The organism is Bacillus sp. DE0042, from assembly GCF_007680225.1.
GTDB classification, from domain to species: domain Bacteria; phylum Bacillota; class Bacilli; order Bacillales; family Bacillaceae_G; genus Bacillus_A; species Bacillus_A wiedmannii.
Genome location: NZ_VEJP01000001.1, coordinates 1,661,423 through 1,674,189, shown reverse-complemented (window position 1 = coordinate 1,674,189; position 12,767 = coordinate 1,661,423). Strand labels below are relative to the sequence as shown.

13 protein-coding genes and 1 pseudogene are annotated in these 12,767 nt (G+C 34.4%); 10 read left to right on the top strand and 4 right to left on the bottom strand.

The window, feature by feature from the left end:
* The first annotated feature begins 92 nt into the window (after window positions 1–92).
* Window positions 93–392: a hypothetical protein gene (locus FS802_RS08405; protein WP_016088982.1), complete on the top strand. Its 300-nt coding sequence runs from the start codon at window positions 93–95 to the stop codon at window positions 390–392.
* A 113-nt stretch (window positions 393–505) separates the two neighbouring features.
* On the opposite strand, the gene FS802_RS08400 is transcribed toward FS802_RS08405, so the two are convergent.
* Entirely contained in the window at window positions 506–1,360 is an 855-nt protein-coding gene (locus FS802_RS08400; protein WP_098720272.1) for a hypothetical protein, read from the bottom strand.
* 231 nt (window positions 1,361–1,591) lie between these two features.
* On the opposite strand from FS802_RS08400, the gene FS802_RS08395 reads away from it, so the two are divergent.
* The 4 genes from FS802_RS08395 to FS802_RS08380 all read left to right on the top strand — a co-directional run bounded on the left by FS802_RS08395 (window position 1,592) and on the right by FS802_RS08380 (window position 7,889).
* Entirely contained in the window at window positions 1,592–1,993 is a 402-nt protein-coding gene (locus tag FS802_RS08395; RefSeq protein WP_098654795.1) for a BlaI/MecI/CopY family transcriptional regulator, read from the top strand.
* Window positions 1,994–1,995: 2 nt separating this feature from the next.
* A complete protein-coding gene (locus tag FS802_RS08390; RefSeq protein WP_141545985.1) occupies window positions 1,996–3,894 on the top strand; it encodes a M56 family metallopeptidase in 1,899 nt (632 codons plus the stop codon).
* A gap of 213 nt (window positions 3,895–4,107) precedes the next feature.
* The gene (locus FS802_RS08385) at window positions 4,108–4,680 is read left to right on the top strand and encodes a TetR/AcrR family transcriptional regulator (protein ID WP_016088979.1); all 573 of its coding nucleotides are present in this window, start codon (window positions 4,108–4,110) and stop codon (window positions 4,678–4,680) included.
* 215 nt (window positions 4,681–4,895) lie between these two features.
* Window positions 4,896–7,889 carry a YhgE/Pip domain-containing protein gene (locus FS802_RS08380; protein WP_098654796.1) on the top strand — a complete coding sequence of 998 codons (2,994 nt, stop codon included), beginning with the start codon at window positions 4,896–4,898 and terminating at the stop codon, window positions 7,887–7,889.
* A gap of 47 nt (window positions 7,890–7,936) precedes the next feature.
* On the opposite strand, the gene FS802_RS08375 is transcribed toward FS802_RS08380, so the two are convergent.
* Window positions 7,937–8,650 carry a hypothetical protein gene (locus FS802_RS08375; RefSeq protein ID WP_098654797.1) on the bottom strand — a complete coding sequence of 238 codons (714 nt, stop codon included), beginning with the start codon at window positions 8,648–8,650 and terminating at the stop codon, window positions 7,937–7,939.
* Between the two features lie 182 nt (window positions 8,651–8,832).
* Between FS802_RS08375 and FS802_RS08370 the strand changes: the two genes are divergently transcribed.
* Together FS802_RS08370 and FS802_RS08365 are read left to right on the top strand one after the other, a co-directional pair.
* A complete protein-coding gene (locus tag FS802_RS08370) occupies window positions 8,833–9,045 on the top strand; it encodes a hypothetical protein (RefSeq protein WP_002096814.1) in 213 nt (70 codons plus the stop codon).
* 38 nt (window positions 9,046–9,083) lie between these two features.
* Window positions 9,084–9,400, top strand: a pseudogene (locus FS802_RS08365) (DUF2087 domain-containing protein).
* A 34-nt stretch (window positions 9,401–9,434) separates the two neighbouring features.
* Here FS802_RS08365 and FS802_RS08360 read toward each other — a convergent pair.
* Window positions 9,435–9,788, bottom strand: a complete 354-nt coding sequence (locus tag FS802_RS08360; RefSeq protein ID WP_142336894.1) for a PH domain-containing protein — start codon at window positions 9,786–9,788, stop codon at window positions 9,435–9,437.
* Between the two features lie 124 nt (window positions 9,789–9,912).
* Between FS802_RS08360 and FS802_RS08355 the strand changes: the two genes are divergently transcribed.
* Both FS802_RS08355 and FS802_RS08350 read left to right on the top strand, forming a co-directional pair.
* The gene (locus FS802_RS08355; RefSeq protein WP_064476871.1) at window positions 9,913–10,422 is read left to right on the top strand and encodes a GNAT family N-acetyltransferase; all 510 of its coding nucleotides are present in this window, start codon (window positions 9,913–9,915) and stop codon (window positions 10,420–10,422) included.
* A 237-nt stretch (window positions 10,423–10,659) separates the two neighbouring features.
* Window positions 10,660–11,676: a LacI family DNA-binding transcriptional regulator gene (locus tag FS802_RS08350; protein WP_000103724.1), complete on the top strand. Its 1,017-nt coding sequence runs from the start codon at window positions 10,660–10,662 to the stop codon at window positions 11,674–11,676.
* 39 nt (window positions 11,677–11,715) lie between these two features.
* Here FS802_RS08350 and yhfH read toward each other — a convergent pair whose 3' ends face one another.
* Complete coding sequence (gene yhfH, locus FS802_RS08345) at window positions 11,716–11,844, bottom strand: protein YhfH (RefSeq protein WP_000567010.1); 129 nt, start codon at window positions 11,842–11,844, stop codon at window positions 11,716–11,718.
* 179 nt (window positions 11,845–12,023) lie between these two features.
* On the opposite strand from yhfH, the gene FS802_RS08340 reads away from it, so the two are divergent.
* Entirely contained in the window at window positions 12,024–12,758 is a 735-nt protein-coding gene (locus tag FS802_RS08340) for an MBL fold metallo-hydrolase (protein ID WP_098666251.1), read from the top strand.
* Window positions 12,759–12,767: the final 9 nt, after the last annotated feature.

Genomic DNA, 12,767 nt, shown 5'->3' with positions numbered 1-12,767 from the left:
AAAAAGAGCGCTTAATATACTAAGCGTTCTTTTTCTGTAAAAATCATGTTAAAATTGATTAAAAATTCAGTTTTTTAACAAGGAGGTTAAAGATGCAAGCAGGAATAAATGGAAAGTTAATGAATCAGCTTGCAATATTTTTTAGTACAATTGTCATGCTCCAATTTGTAGCGGAGATAACAGGACTTACTCAAAATTTGGACATTACGTATAACTTAATACATACAGCATCGTCCTATGTAACATTTAGTTTGGCAGTGATTTTTACTTTAATAGGTGCAAGAAGAGAATTAAGTAAATATGCAATTATTTTATTATGTTCAGTTGTAGGTATTAAAGCGATTTATTTTGCGGCGGTCGTTATTTTATGGGGATTGGCAGGTACGCCGTAAAGGGGGGATGATTATATGAGTATTGAAAATATAAGATTGATAAATGTAAATGAGAATAAGAGCGTAATTCTCTAAGCTAAATTAGGGAATTACGCTCTTATTCATATCATCATTTAGTCTGAAATTGCTTGGAACGCTTTTCTACACCGATCTCTTTTTTGCAGTCTTCTTCTATATTTTTTTCGATCCCGTTTTACTCCTTGTATATACATAAATAAGCTAACGAGAAGGAAGAAAGTACATTGCATCGTTAAAATATACGGTGACATGCCTTGCAATGGTTGTTTCGGATCATATAAATGAAAAGGTGCTCCGCCTATTGAAGGAAGTATTGTATTTAGCAGGACGTACGGAATGGAGGCAACTGCAAATGGAAAGAGAATTGCCATATAGTCCTTTTGTGACCATACAGATGCAGCAAGTCCTAAAAGGGCCATTAAACCTGCAAATAAAAAATTAATTCCGATATATACAGTAATGTAAGTGAGAGGTGCATCAAAATATAGATTTGCGAACATTCCCTCATCATTTATGATGCCTGAACCAGCTGTAGGTTCTCCGTCTGGAATGGTTAATTTGCAAAATAATAATGATAAGATGAATGGAAGCGTATAAAGAAATCCTCCGCAAAAAAACGTAACGATATATTTCGTTACTGAATAAGTAAAGATAGAAATCCCCTTACTCACAAACGGTTTAAAACCATCTGACTTATCCGAATTGTAACTTGTACTAAAGGGAAAACTCGCAATAACTGGCATTAATAACAAATAAACGTCCATTTCATTGTCGTGAAATCCAATCCATTTCATATCTGTTGAAATAGGTCCACTCGCTGGATCTCCTAAATAACGAATTACATAATAATAGTGATAAATACAAATAAGAACGAATCCACTAAACATAATAATTAAAGAAACACGATTACAAAAAGCTTGCTTTATATTTAAACGAAGCGCACGCATCATGACTGAAAAAGCCTCCACTATTTTGATAAACTTGTCTATTTTCTATATTACTATTAAATGTAAAGATTTTCTTGGTTTTTTTATTTGATTATTTGAAAAAAGGGGAATTTGTTGTTGTTAAGTAAGGTTTAGTTGAAATTAGTTTTTTCTAAAATTTGGTTGACAATTAAGTATTACATTTGTAATCTTAGTTATAGATTACAAATGTAATACAAGGGAGTGAAATATACTATGACAAATCAATTACCTAAAATATCTGAAGCAGAATTAGAAATTATGAAAGTACTTTGGTCGAAATCTCCACAAACAGCGAATGAAATTATAGAAGAACTGGAAGATGCAATGGATTGGAAACCGAAAACAATCCGGACATTAATTAATCGGTTAGTACAAAAGGAAGCCGTTTCTTACCATCAAGATAAAGGGCGTATGTATGCTTATTATCCGTTAGTATCACAAGATAATTATTTACAAGTTGAAACGAAATCTTTGCTAAAGCGTTTTTGCGGCGCAGCGTTTAAACCATTACTTGTTAATTTCTTAAAAGAGGAAAAACTGTCTTCAGATGATATTAATGAACTGAAACGCATTTTAGATGAGAAGACTGAGGAGAACAAGAGGAAGGATAGATAACAATGATGGACGTGCTTATAAATGTATATCTTTCTCACTTTTTTGATTGGCTTATAGAAACGTCACTTATGGCCAGTATATTAGTTGGATTTATTCTATGTATAAAAGTGCTATTTAGAAATAAATTAACGCCCCGGTGGCAATATATGCTGTGGATCGTACTAATGATAAGACTTCTTTTACCATGGTCACCAGATAGCTCTTATAGCATTTATTCATTACTTTCTTATAGTTCTAGTGTGTCGGAAGTTATTCCCAAAAATACATCTTCACCTGAGAATACAGTGAATAATGAGATGAAACATACAGTGGAATTAGAACCAAATTCTAAAATTGTAACAAAAAATAGCGAGCAGAAAGTAAGTACAAATGCGGAACAACAGACTGCATTTTCTTTATACAAAATCGCTCTATATGTTTGGTTAGCTGGGGTAATCATATTAGTAGTCATAACGTTTATTACAAATAGACGGTTATATTCGTACATAAAGAAACAACCGGATATTACGGATGAACAGGTCGTTACAGTGTTTAACCGCTGTAAGCAGTCTATGAAAATGAAGAAGGCAGTTTCATTACGTTTAGCAGGAAAGATTGCGAGTCCAACTGTGTTTAGTTTCTTACGCCCAAAAGTATTACTATCAAAAAAACATATGAAAGTATTAAATGAGCAACAATTACAATATGTCTTTTATCATGAGTTAGCTCATATTAAGAGAAATGACGTAGCGATAAATTGGATGATGTATAGTTTACTCCTATTAAATTGGTTCAATCCGATTCTTTGGTACGCCTATTTCTGTATGCGAGAAGATCAAGAATTAGCCTGTGATGCATATGCGCTTACTTTTATAGATAAAGAGGAGCAAATTGCATACGGTCATACAATTATTACCCTTTTAGAACATTATTCCTATCAAGCCCCAAGTCTAGCAAGTTTAAGTAGAAATAAACGAACACTAAAAAGGAGAATCGTTATGATTAAAAAGTTCCAAAAGAAATCGTATCGTCTTTCTTTACTTGGAGTTATTGCGATAGTTGCTATAGCATCCCTTTCTTTATTCAACGCACGTGCAACGGAAGGGCAAGAAAAACAAGAGGATAAAGTAGAGCAGTCGAAAGATGCTTATCAAAGTGCAGTAGATATGTTATTTGGTACAGAAGAAAATGCGAAAAAAGAATATCGTTATTCAGCAAGAGTGTATGAACAAAAGACAGATTACTTATATTTAGCTGAAAAGGCTTTAACAAAAGATGAGTTCCAGCAGTACATAAAATTATATAAAGAAATTATTAATATACAGAAAAAAGGTGCTCCGAGAGATTCTGATTACGAGTCAATATTTTTTAGAGAAGAACGTTTAACAGAAGCTGATCGTGAAAAATTATATGCACTTTATGATCAGTCAAAACCATTTGATGACAAAGTATACGAATCTTTAAATTATACGGTAAAGGAAGCGCAACAACATGTCGATTTTCAAATTAAGAAGCCAACTTACACAATTGAAGGATACAATCTGAAGGATGAAAAGGTAAGTTATTTTATTAAGAGAAGACCTGAGTTAATTATTGAATTAGAGTATACAAACGGAAAAGGAAACTATACAACTTATCAATCACAAGTGTTTGGAGAAAGTAAAGATCCATTCCATGCTTTGTTTGCTGTAGAAGAAAACATTGAACAGTACGAATTAGAAGGTAATCAAATATTCTATGCGACCCATAACTCGGATAGTAATTTACAAGGTATGAAGCTGATCGTTCCAGCAAAAGGGAAAAATAGTGCATACCAAATCGTTATTATTAATCATAGTTTAGAGAACCCAGGAGAAGCAGTATTCGATAAGAATGTAAATAAAGAAGAGTTAGAGAAGGTTATGCTTTCTATGTTGAAATAGTAAAAAGGTGTTCTTGAGATGTATATCTCAAGAACACCTTTTCCTTTTCTCTTTTCTTCTGATACACTATGGACAGTATGATATAACTTGACTGGAATTTTTTATACTGGAAATAATAAAAAAGAGAACTTGTATAGAATGTAAGCGTGTGGTAATATCAAAGATGTACTGATTGACTATATTATCCAATTGGTCATTTTTGGAGGTGACGATGTGGCAATAGATCGAAAGCGTTCTATTATTGAAGCTGCAACAAAGTCTTTTTCAGCGTTCGGTTATAAAGCAACAACGATGGATCAAGTAGCGAAGTTAGCGAATGTAGGAAAAGGAACGATTTATACTTTTTTCAAAAATAAAGAAGAGCTATTTGGTGAAATTATTTCTAATTTAATTACAGAAATGAAGCAAGTTGCAGAACATGCAATTCGTTCAGATGTTTCATTTTTTGAAAATGTACATAGAGCATTATATAGCATATTAGAATTCAGAAAAGAACATCAGCTCATGATTAAGTTAATTCAAGAAGAGCGTGATATGGGAACGAAAGAAGTACAAGAAGTGATGCAACAAGTAGATGTGGAAATCGTTTCTGTCATTCAATCGTATTTAAAGATTGCGATTGAAAAAGGTGAAATTAGCAAATGTGATCCAGAAATTACAGCATTTATTATGCTTCGCTTATACGTATCGCTTATTTTTGATTGGGAAAAAAATCATAAACCGTTAGAAAAAGAAAAAATCGCAGAATTATTTGAACTTTATTTATTAAAAGGATTGTCAAACTAAGATAATCCTTTTATTATTATAAAAAGTGACCACTTGAACAAAATGGTCATATATTTATTTTAGGAGGGATAATAGACATATTTACTTCATAGTAAGGAACAGTTGCATAGTATAAATTCGGGGATAAGGCATATGTATGAATAAGTATAGCCTTTTTATTTGGGTGAAAATGACCAAATGAACATTTTGGTCATTTTGAAAAAGGGGGAGAAATGATGAAAGGAAATCAGTTACTTCGTAAAGAGTTCACACAAATTATAAAAAGTAAAAAAATATTAATTCCAATTATCGCGGTTTTATTCGTACCAATTTTATATGCAGGTATGTTTTTATGGGCCTTTTGGGATCCGTATAAACAGTTAGATGATTTACCAGTTGCGGTAGTCAATTTAGATAAAGGTGCAGTATTTGATGGGAAACCAATTGAGGTCGGAAAAGGGCTCGTTGATAACTTAAAAGATAATACAAGTTTTAAATGGGAATTTGTAAGTGAAAAAGAAGCGAAAAAAGGAATGGAAGGTAGAAAGTATTACATGTTAGTACGCATTCCAGATGACTTCTCAAGTAACGCTACAACGTTATTAAAAGATGATCCAAAACCATTAAACTTAGAATACATTCCAAACGAAAGTTTAAACTTCTTATCTTCACAAATTGGCGGAACAGCCATTGAAAAAATTAAAGGTGAAGTATCAAGTACGTTAACGAAAACATATGCAGAGAAAATGTTTGATTCCATTCAAGACGTCTCAAAAGGATTAGCAGATGGAGCAGAAGGGGCAAATAAACTACACGACGGATCAAGTGAGCTGCAGGATGGTTCAAGTAAAGTGACGGATGGCCTTCATACACTGCAAGGGAAGTCTGGGGAGATGAAGGATGGAGTAGGGAAACTATTTGATGGATCTGGGAAAGTGACAAATGGTTTAAATACGTTAAACAGCAAAACAGGTGAGATGCAAATAGGTATCGGAAAATTAGTAGATGGTTCCGGAAAAGTAACGGACGGTTTACATGTATTAAATAGCAATGCAGGTATCGGGAAATTAGTAGACGGATCTGGAAAAGTAACAGATGGTTTACATGCACTAAATAGCAATGCGGGTATCGGGAAATTAGTAGACGGATCCGGAAAAGTAACAGACGGTTTAAATACGTTAAATAGCAAAACAAGTGAGATGCAAACAGGTATCGGAAAATTAGTAGATGGTTCCGGAAAAATAACAGCAGGTTTAAATACGTTAAATAGCAAAACGGGTGAATTGCGTGATGGATCTGAGAAAGTGACCGGTGGCTTGAACCAATTAGTAAGTAAATCCGGTGAATTAAAAACAGGAACAACTGATTTATCAAATGGTATGGGAAAACTTGCTGAAGGGCAAAGGCAATTAGAAAAAGGATCTAAAGAAATTCAAAAGGGATTGCAAGATTTAAATAGTAACGTACAAAAATCTGCTGCAGGCTTGGAGGAAATGCAGTCGAAAGTTCCTTCTATATTGAATACAGTAAATGAGAAAATAGATGGAGCTGGGGCGAATGTAAATCAGTTAAATGAACTTACACAATCAACAGCAGGAGATGCCAAAAACGCAGCGCAAGATGTAGCGAATTTACAAAAGCAAATTGAAAGTTTACCAAAAGAATATCAAGAGCAGTTACAACCATTCATAACAAGTGCTGTAAAAAGTACAGCGACAGTTCAGCAAAAAGCTGCCGGAGTAGCAGGTGGAACAAATAAATTAAATGAAGAAGTAAAACAATTAACAGGCGAAATACATCAAACAACAAATGGAGTGCAAAAACAATTACCAAATCCAGCAGGGGTGAAAACTCTGGCGGGTGGTGTTGAGAAACTAACGAACGCACAAAATGAATTTGTTAGTAAGTTTCATGGATTTGGTGAGGGATTAGATAATGCAAAAATAGGTGCTGATAAATTAAAAGATGGATCGGTTCAATTAATTGATGGCGTAACACAATTACAAAGCGGCTCAGGAAAAGTGACAGCAGGATTAGGTCAATTATCTGCCGGAGTAAATCAATTAGCAGATGGCTCAAGCCAAGTAACAGGCGGTTTAGGTCAATTATCTGCAGGAGCAAACCAAATGGCAGGTGGAGTAAATCAATTAGCAGATGGCTCAAGCCAAGTAACAGGCGGTTTAGGTACATTATCTGTAGGCGTAACGAAATTAGCGGATGGCTCAAGCCAAGTAACAGGCGGTTTAGGCACATTATCTGGAGGCGTAACGAAATTAGCGGATGGCTCAAGCCAAGTAACAGGTGGTTTAGATACATTATCTGCAGGAGCGGGCCAAATGTCAGGCGGAATAACGCAATTAGCAGATGGATCCGGTCAAGTAACAACAGGCTTAGGTACATTATCAACTGGTTCAACCCAGCTAATCGACGGCGTAAATAAACTAGCAGACGGCTCAGGAAAAGTGACAGATGGCCTCGTAAAAGTAAACGACGGTTCAGGTGAACTTGCTGAGAAACTTGGCGAAGGGGCAGAGAAAACGGGTGAAGTAAAAGGAACCGATAAAACGTATGATATGTTTGCAAGTCCTGTAAAAGTGAAGACGGAGAAAATGGCGGAAGTTCCAAACTACGGAACAGGATTCACACCATATTTCTTATCACTCGGTTTATTCGTTGGGGCATTGCTACTATCAATCGTATATCCATTACGTGATACAGTCGGCGTTCCGAAATCAGGATTTAGCTGGTTTATTAGTAAGTTCGGTGTTTTACTATCAGTCGGTATTATTCAAGCGATAGTAGCAGATATTATATTACTATTCGGATTAGGTGTAGAAGTACAAAGTATTCCGTATTTCATACTCTTTAGCATCGTTACAAGTTTAGCGTTTATCGCATTAATTCAATGTTTAGTAACAGCATTCGGTGATGCAGGGCGTTTCATTGCCATCATCACATTAATTATTCAGCTTACAACAAGTGCTGGAACATTCCCACTAGAATTGATTCCGAAGTTTTTACAACCATTCAATGCTTGGTTGCCGATGACATACTCTGTATCAGGATTGAAAGCAGTCGTATCAAGTGGAGACTTTAACTTCATGTGGCAAAACGTAGGAATGCTCATGATTTTCATCGTGGTATTATCACTTGGAACAATCGCATCCTTAACTTGGATGCACAAACGACAATTTAGAAATATTGCGGAAAACCAATCGGTTGAAGCGTAAATAAGACCAATAAAAAAGGCACTGAAAAGGTGCCTTTTTTATCGGTTTTATTTTATTGGATGAGAAATTTTATTTGTTTTTTTATTTTTACGGAACAAGTGTATAACAACACTTATGAGGAGAATAGTAGCTACAATCCAAACAAATGGACCATATCTTTCAGCAAAAGTATATAGTTTCATGTTCCTGGCAATATCCTCTTTTGTTTTTCCTATTAGAATTTCTGAGCCACTATAGCCTTCAAGTGTATCGCCTTTTTTTATACCAAAAATAAGAGTATCTGATTTGTTTTCTATTCCTGTATATCGGTAGCCCTTACCTTTAATTGTTAATTGAGTATCATCCTTTTTTAGTGAGTAATCTTCGGCAGAAATATCTTTTCCTAACAGTGTAATTGGCTCCATTGAAAAACGGGTTTCTTTTAATGTAGGAAGAGTTTCATTGTTTAATAAGAGTTGCTTTGCAATATGCTGCTCAGTATCAATGTTTATCCAATTTGCCTTTCGGCGTTTATACGTATTAATTTCAAGGAGTGCGAATTCTTTATTTTGAAGTTTTTTTTCTGTAATAGGTTGCGCAGTAGTTAACGTCCCTTTTAATAAAATTACACCGTCTTTTGCAGATTGGAATGAAGAGACTTCTTCCGTTTTTTTTAATGTATTGATAGCACTTCTATAATCTTCTTTTCCTAAAAGAACAGCTCCTGTATGTACAGTTAAAATCAGATATAGGATGCTTAATACTATAATAGCTTTTTTCACTATGTACCCTCCAAAGTATGTATAAGTTAATTATAACATAATTTACCATATGAAATTATTGATTTGAATAATAAGTTACAAGTATAAAGATGATGAATAAATTAAAAAAGTGTGGAGGAGAGGATTAAAAGTGAAAAGGAATTACAACAATTTACAGAGAAACATAGGGTAGAGGAGCTGATATGATGAGAGGAAATCTTACTTATTATTTTATCGTAAATCCGCTAATCATCTTTCTTGTTTACGCCCTTTCACCTATCTTGTTTCACAAAGAAAAATATATAAATATGAAAGATGCACTAGGAATACTTTTAGTTTACTATGTGCTAATTAGCGGGTATTACCTTATGGATGTTATAAGTGAAAGAATGAAGAAAAACGGTAAAGACAAATAAAAAGTTTTAGTACATAAAAACAGATGGAGGATAACAAAATGACCGAAAGTGAAATGAAATTCAGGGATACGACGATTCGTAAACGATTCGTAACTTTTTCGATAAAGAGGACCGCCTAAAATCGATTCCAGGTCAAAAGAAGAAAAAACTAGTATTGTTAGAGCATTTAGTTAGCAAGTTAAATACTGAAAATCAATATACAGAAACAGAAATTAATACATTTATAAAACAATATCATGATGATTTTTGTACAATTAGACGCGAGTTTATTGTGCATGGGTTTATGGATCGAGAGGATAATATGTACCGTATAAACGGGAGAGAAGTGTGGACGAAGTGGGAGGAGTTAAAATAATGAATCAGCGGGGAAATCCCCACTGATTACGAGTTTAAGTTAGTTGTGCATTTTTTTTTAGTAAGTCTAAGAACTCTTCAATATTTAAACTTGTAATGTATCCTAACGTTATATATTCATCTTCATAGTAAAATATTATTTTTTTATCAAAGATTCTTTTCTTCGTTTCTATAGATACAATTTTTTTATACTCGAATTCGGCAATGAATGTATTTTTAGACTTTCCATAAAAGAGAAGCCTTCTATCAGTAGCCAGTAGCATGCCTGGATGCGGAACTTTATGCGTAATCATATAGCCAGTAAGTGAACAATTTAAAGTAGATATAATAACTTCGTCTTTATGTAATAGTTGTTTTGCAGCTGTTAAGATTGGATTCATTGTATGCATTCCTTTTATTTTGATATATGAATATTGTATCAAGAGTAAAAAGATTCTCAATATGTAATATTGCATATTGAGCGTTTTATAGTTGTAATATTATTTTTAAAAAGAAAAAGTACGAGGTGATTCAATGATACGGTTAGCAAAAGAGGTTGATGCAGAATCAATTATAGATATTAGAAAAGAAATTATATTATCGGAAACTACTACAAAGTTTTTCATAGTATCTCCAAAGAAATTACCAAATGATATGAATGCAGAAAGAGAAAAGATACGGAAAAGTAATGAAAAAGGTAATCTTTACATAGTTTATGAAGTAGATAAAAAAGTGGTTGGCTTTTTAATTTTCAATCGATATGAACTAGAACGCTTACGACATGCAGGTACAATGGGAATGGGGATTAGGGAGGCGTACTGTAATCAAGGCATTGGTACGAAACTAATTGAATTTCTTATTAGTTGGGCTAAAGAGCAGAAAGGTTTAGAGAAAATTTGTTTAGGCGTAGTTTCTGTTAATGATAGAGCGATTAAGGTGTACAAACGTATGGGATTTGTAGAAGAAGGAAGACAAAGAAAACAAATTAAATATGAAGATGGATCGTATGGAGATGACGTATTGATGGGTTTTTATATAGATTAAAATTTGATTTTATAAAGGACGTATTAATAAGCTGATGTATATACGTAATGTTATGTACATCTTTTTTTATGCCTACTGTAAACTTCTAAAAGTAGTATAAACTCTCCTCCCATTAACAGACTTTTCCCTATGTATAATATTAATATAGTAAAATCATAACAACCCATATTGCAGTTTCCAATAATATACTATATAATCAGTTTAAGAAAACGTTTTCATGCAAAGGGGGAGAATTTCGTGTCGACTATAGAGGACGTGGCGAAATTAGCGGGGTTATCAAGGACAACGGTTTCTAGGGTGATTAATAATCATCCATATGTTTCAGATGAGAAGAAAAAAAGGGTTCAATTAGCAATGAAGCATTTAGGTTTCGTTCCTAATTCTGCGGCGAGAAGGCTTCGTAAACAAAAGACGGAAACAATTGCGGTGCTAGTTCCAAGGATTACAAATCCTTTCTTCAGTAGATTTATCGAAGCAATTGAGATTGCTGCTTCTGAACATAAATATAAACTGATTATTTGTCAAACAAGATATTTACCGGAAAAAGAGATGGAGTATTTACAATTATTATCTACGAAACAAGTAGATGGGATTATTCTATGTTCACTAGAAAATCCTTGGGAAGATGTAGAGCCATACTTACAGCACGGTCCAATCGTGTTATGTAATGAATATATTGAGGAAGCAAATGTTCCAACAGTGAAGTTTGATCATGCGCAAGGAGCATACATAGCTGCTAAGCATGTGTTAGAACAAGGATATCGTAATCTTATTTTTTGCCGTGGTAACGAAACCAAAGTGGTTAGTCAGCAGCGAAAAATGGGCTTTTTACGTGCCATAACTGAGAAGAGCCGCCAAGTAGAAGCGATCGATTTTCTTGAAAACGCTTTCTCTTGGGATGATGGAAAGAGAATATTCCATGAAGTATTAAAGGACAAAAAAAATCCTACCGCGATTTTGGCAGGAGGCGACGAGGTTGCAGCTGGAATCATTTCAGAGGCAAAACGCCATGACTGGAGCATTCCAGATGATCTCGCTGTTATCGGTTTTGATAATCAAATATTATCACAGATTACTGAGCCAGGTATTACGACAATTGAACAGCCAATCGATGAGATGGCCCGAAAAGTTGTCGACCTGATGATGGATAAAATCCATACGAAAAATTATCGACAAAAAGAATTGTATGAGTTTGAATTGGAGCTCTTGGTGAAAGGTTCAACGATGAAGAAGGATACGATGTTATTAGCCTAGTAGACTATGTCTGCTAGGTTTTTTTATGTTCATAAATTACTATTCTTCGTGAACGCAGTCATCACATTTGTTATGGTATGCTTCGTGCTGCTCATCAATTTCTTTCCCACAGTGCGCACAAGTTTTCGTCGGTAAATTTCTGAAAAACTCCATTGGTTGATCGATCATGTCAATCCCTCCATTTCCATTTCTTACTATCATTGTATTAGTACAAAAAACAAAAGTCAACAACTGTTTTATAACAAAATGAAAATTAATGAAAAAGTTTAGGAAATGGATTATAGTTAACAATGTAGAATGTAAGTGAAACATGCATTCCTACTCGGTTTTAGAAAGGATGGATACATATGAAAATGACTGTTGTCGGCTTTTGGGGCGGCTTTCCAGAAGCGGGAGAAGCAACGTCGGGGTATTTGTTTGAACACGATGGTTTTCGTTTACTTGTCGACTGTGGTAGTGGTGTACTAGCACAGCTTCAAAAATATATAACACCATCTGATATAGATGCAGTTGTACTGTCACACTATCATCATGATCATGTTGCAGACATTGGGGTATTGCAATATGCGAGATTAATTACGAGTGCGACAAAGGGACAACTACCGGAATTACCAATATACGGTCATACGTTTGACGAGAATGGATTCCATTCTTTAACGCATGAACCACATACGAAAGGAATCGCGTACAACCCAGAAGAAACACTTCAAGTTGGACCGTTCTCGATTTCATTCTTAAAAACTGTTCATCCTGTTACATGCTTTGCGATGCGTATTACAGCTGGTAGTGACGCTGTAGTATATAGCGCTGATTCCAGTTATATTCCTGAATTTATTCCATTCACAAAAGATGCTGATCTTTTCATTTGTGAGTGTAATATGTATGCACATCAAGAAGCTGCAAAAGCAGGGCATATGAATAGTACAGAAGTAGCAAGTATTGCGAAAGATGCGAATGTAAAAGAACTTTTATTAACGCACTTACCACATACAGGCAACACATCTGATTTAGTAACAGAAGCAAAACAAATTTTCAGTGGCCACATTACGCTAGCGCATAGTGGTTACATTTGGAACTCATGAGGTGATATG

What these genes read in the sequence shown, in the direction of transcription:
- FS802_RS08405 (WP_016088982.1), top strand. Translation starts at nt 93, where the DNA reads ATGCAAGCAGGAATAAATGGAAAGTTAATGAATCAGCTTGCAATATTT.
- FS802_RS08400 (WP_098720272.1), bottom strand. Translation starts at nt 1,360, where the DNA reads ATGATGCGTGCGCTTCGTTTAAATATAAAGCAAGCTTTTTGTAATCGT.
- FS802_RS08395 (WP_098654795.1), top strand. Translation starts at nt 1,592, where the DNA reads ATGACAAATCAATTACCTAAAATATCTGAAGCAGAATTAGAAATTATG.
- FS802_RS08390 (WP_141545985.1), top strand. Translation starts at nt 1,996, where the DNA reads ATGATGGACGTGCTTATAAATGTATATCTTTCTCACTTTTTTGATTGG.
- FS802_RS08380 (WP_098654796.1), top strand. Translation starts at nt 4,896, where the DNA reads ATGAAAGGAAATCAGTTACTTCGTAAAGAGTTCACACAAATTATAAAA.
- FS802_RS08370 (WP_002096814.1), top strand. Translation starts at nt 8,833, where the DNA reads ATGATGAGAGGAAATCTTACTTATTATTTTATCGTAAATCCGCTAATC.
- FS802_RS08360 (WP_142336894.1), bottom strand. Translation starts at nt 9,788, where the DNA reads ATGCATACAATGAATCCAATCTTAACAGCTGCAAAACAACTATTACAT.
- FS802_RS08355 (WP_064476871.1), top strand. Translation starts at nt 9,913, where the DNA reads ATGATACGGTTAGCAAAAGAGGTTGATGCAGAATCAATTATAGATATT.
- yhfH (WP_000567010.1), bottom strand. Translation starts at nt 11,844, where the DNA reads ATGATCGATCAACCAATGGAGTTTTTCAGAAATTTACCGACGAAAACT.
- FS802_RS08340 (WP_098666251.1), top strand. Translation starts at nt 12,024, where the DNA reads ATGAAAATGACTGTTGTCGGCTTTTGGGGCGGCTTTCCAGAAGCGGGA.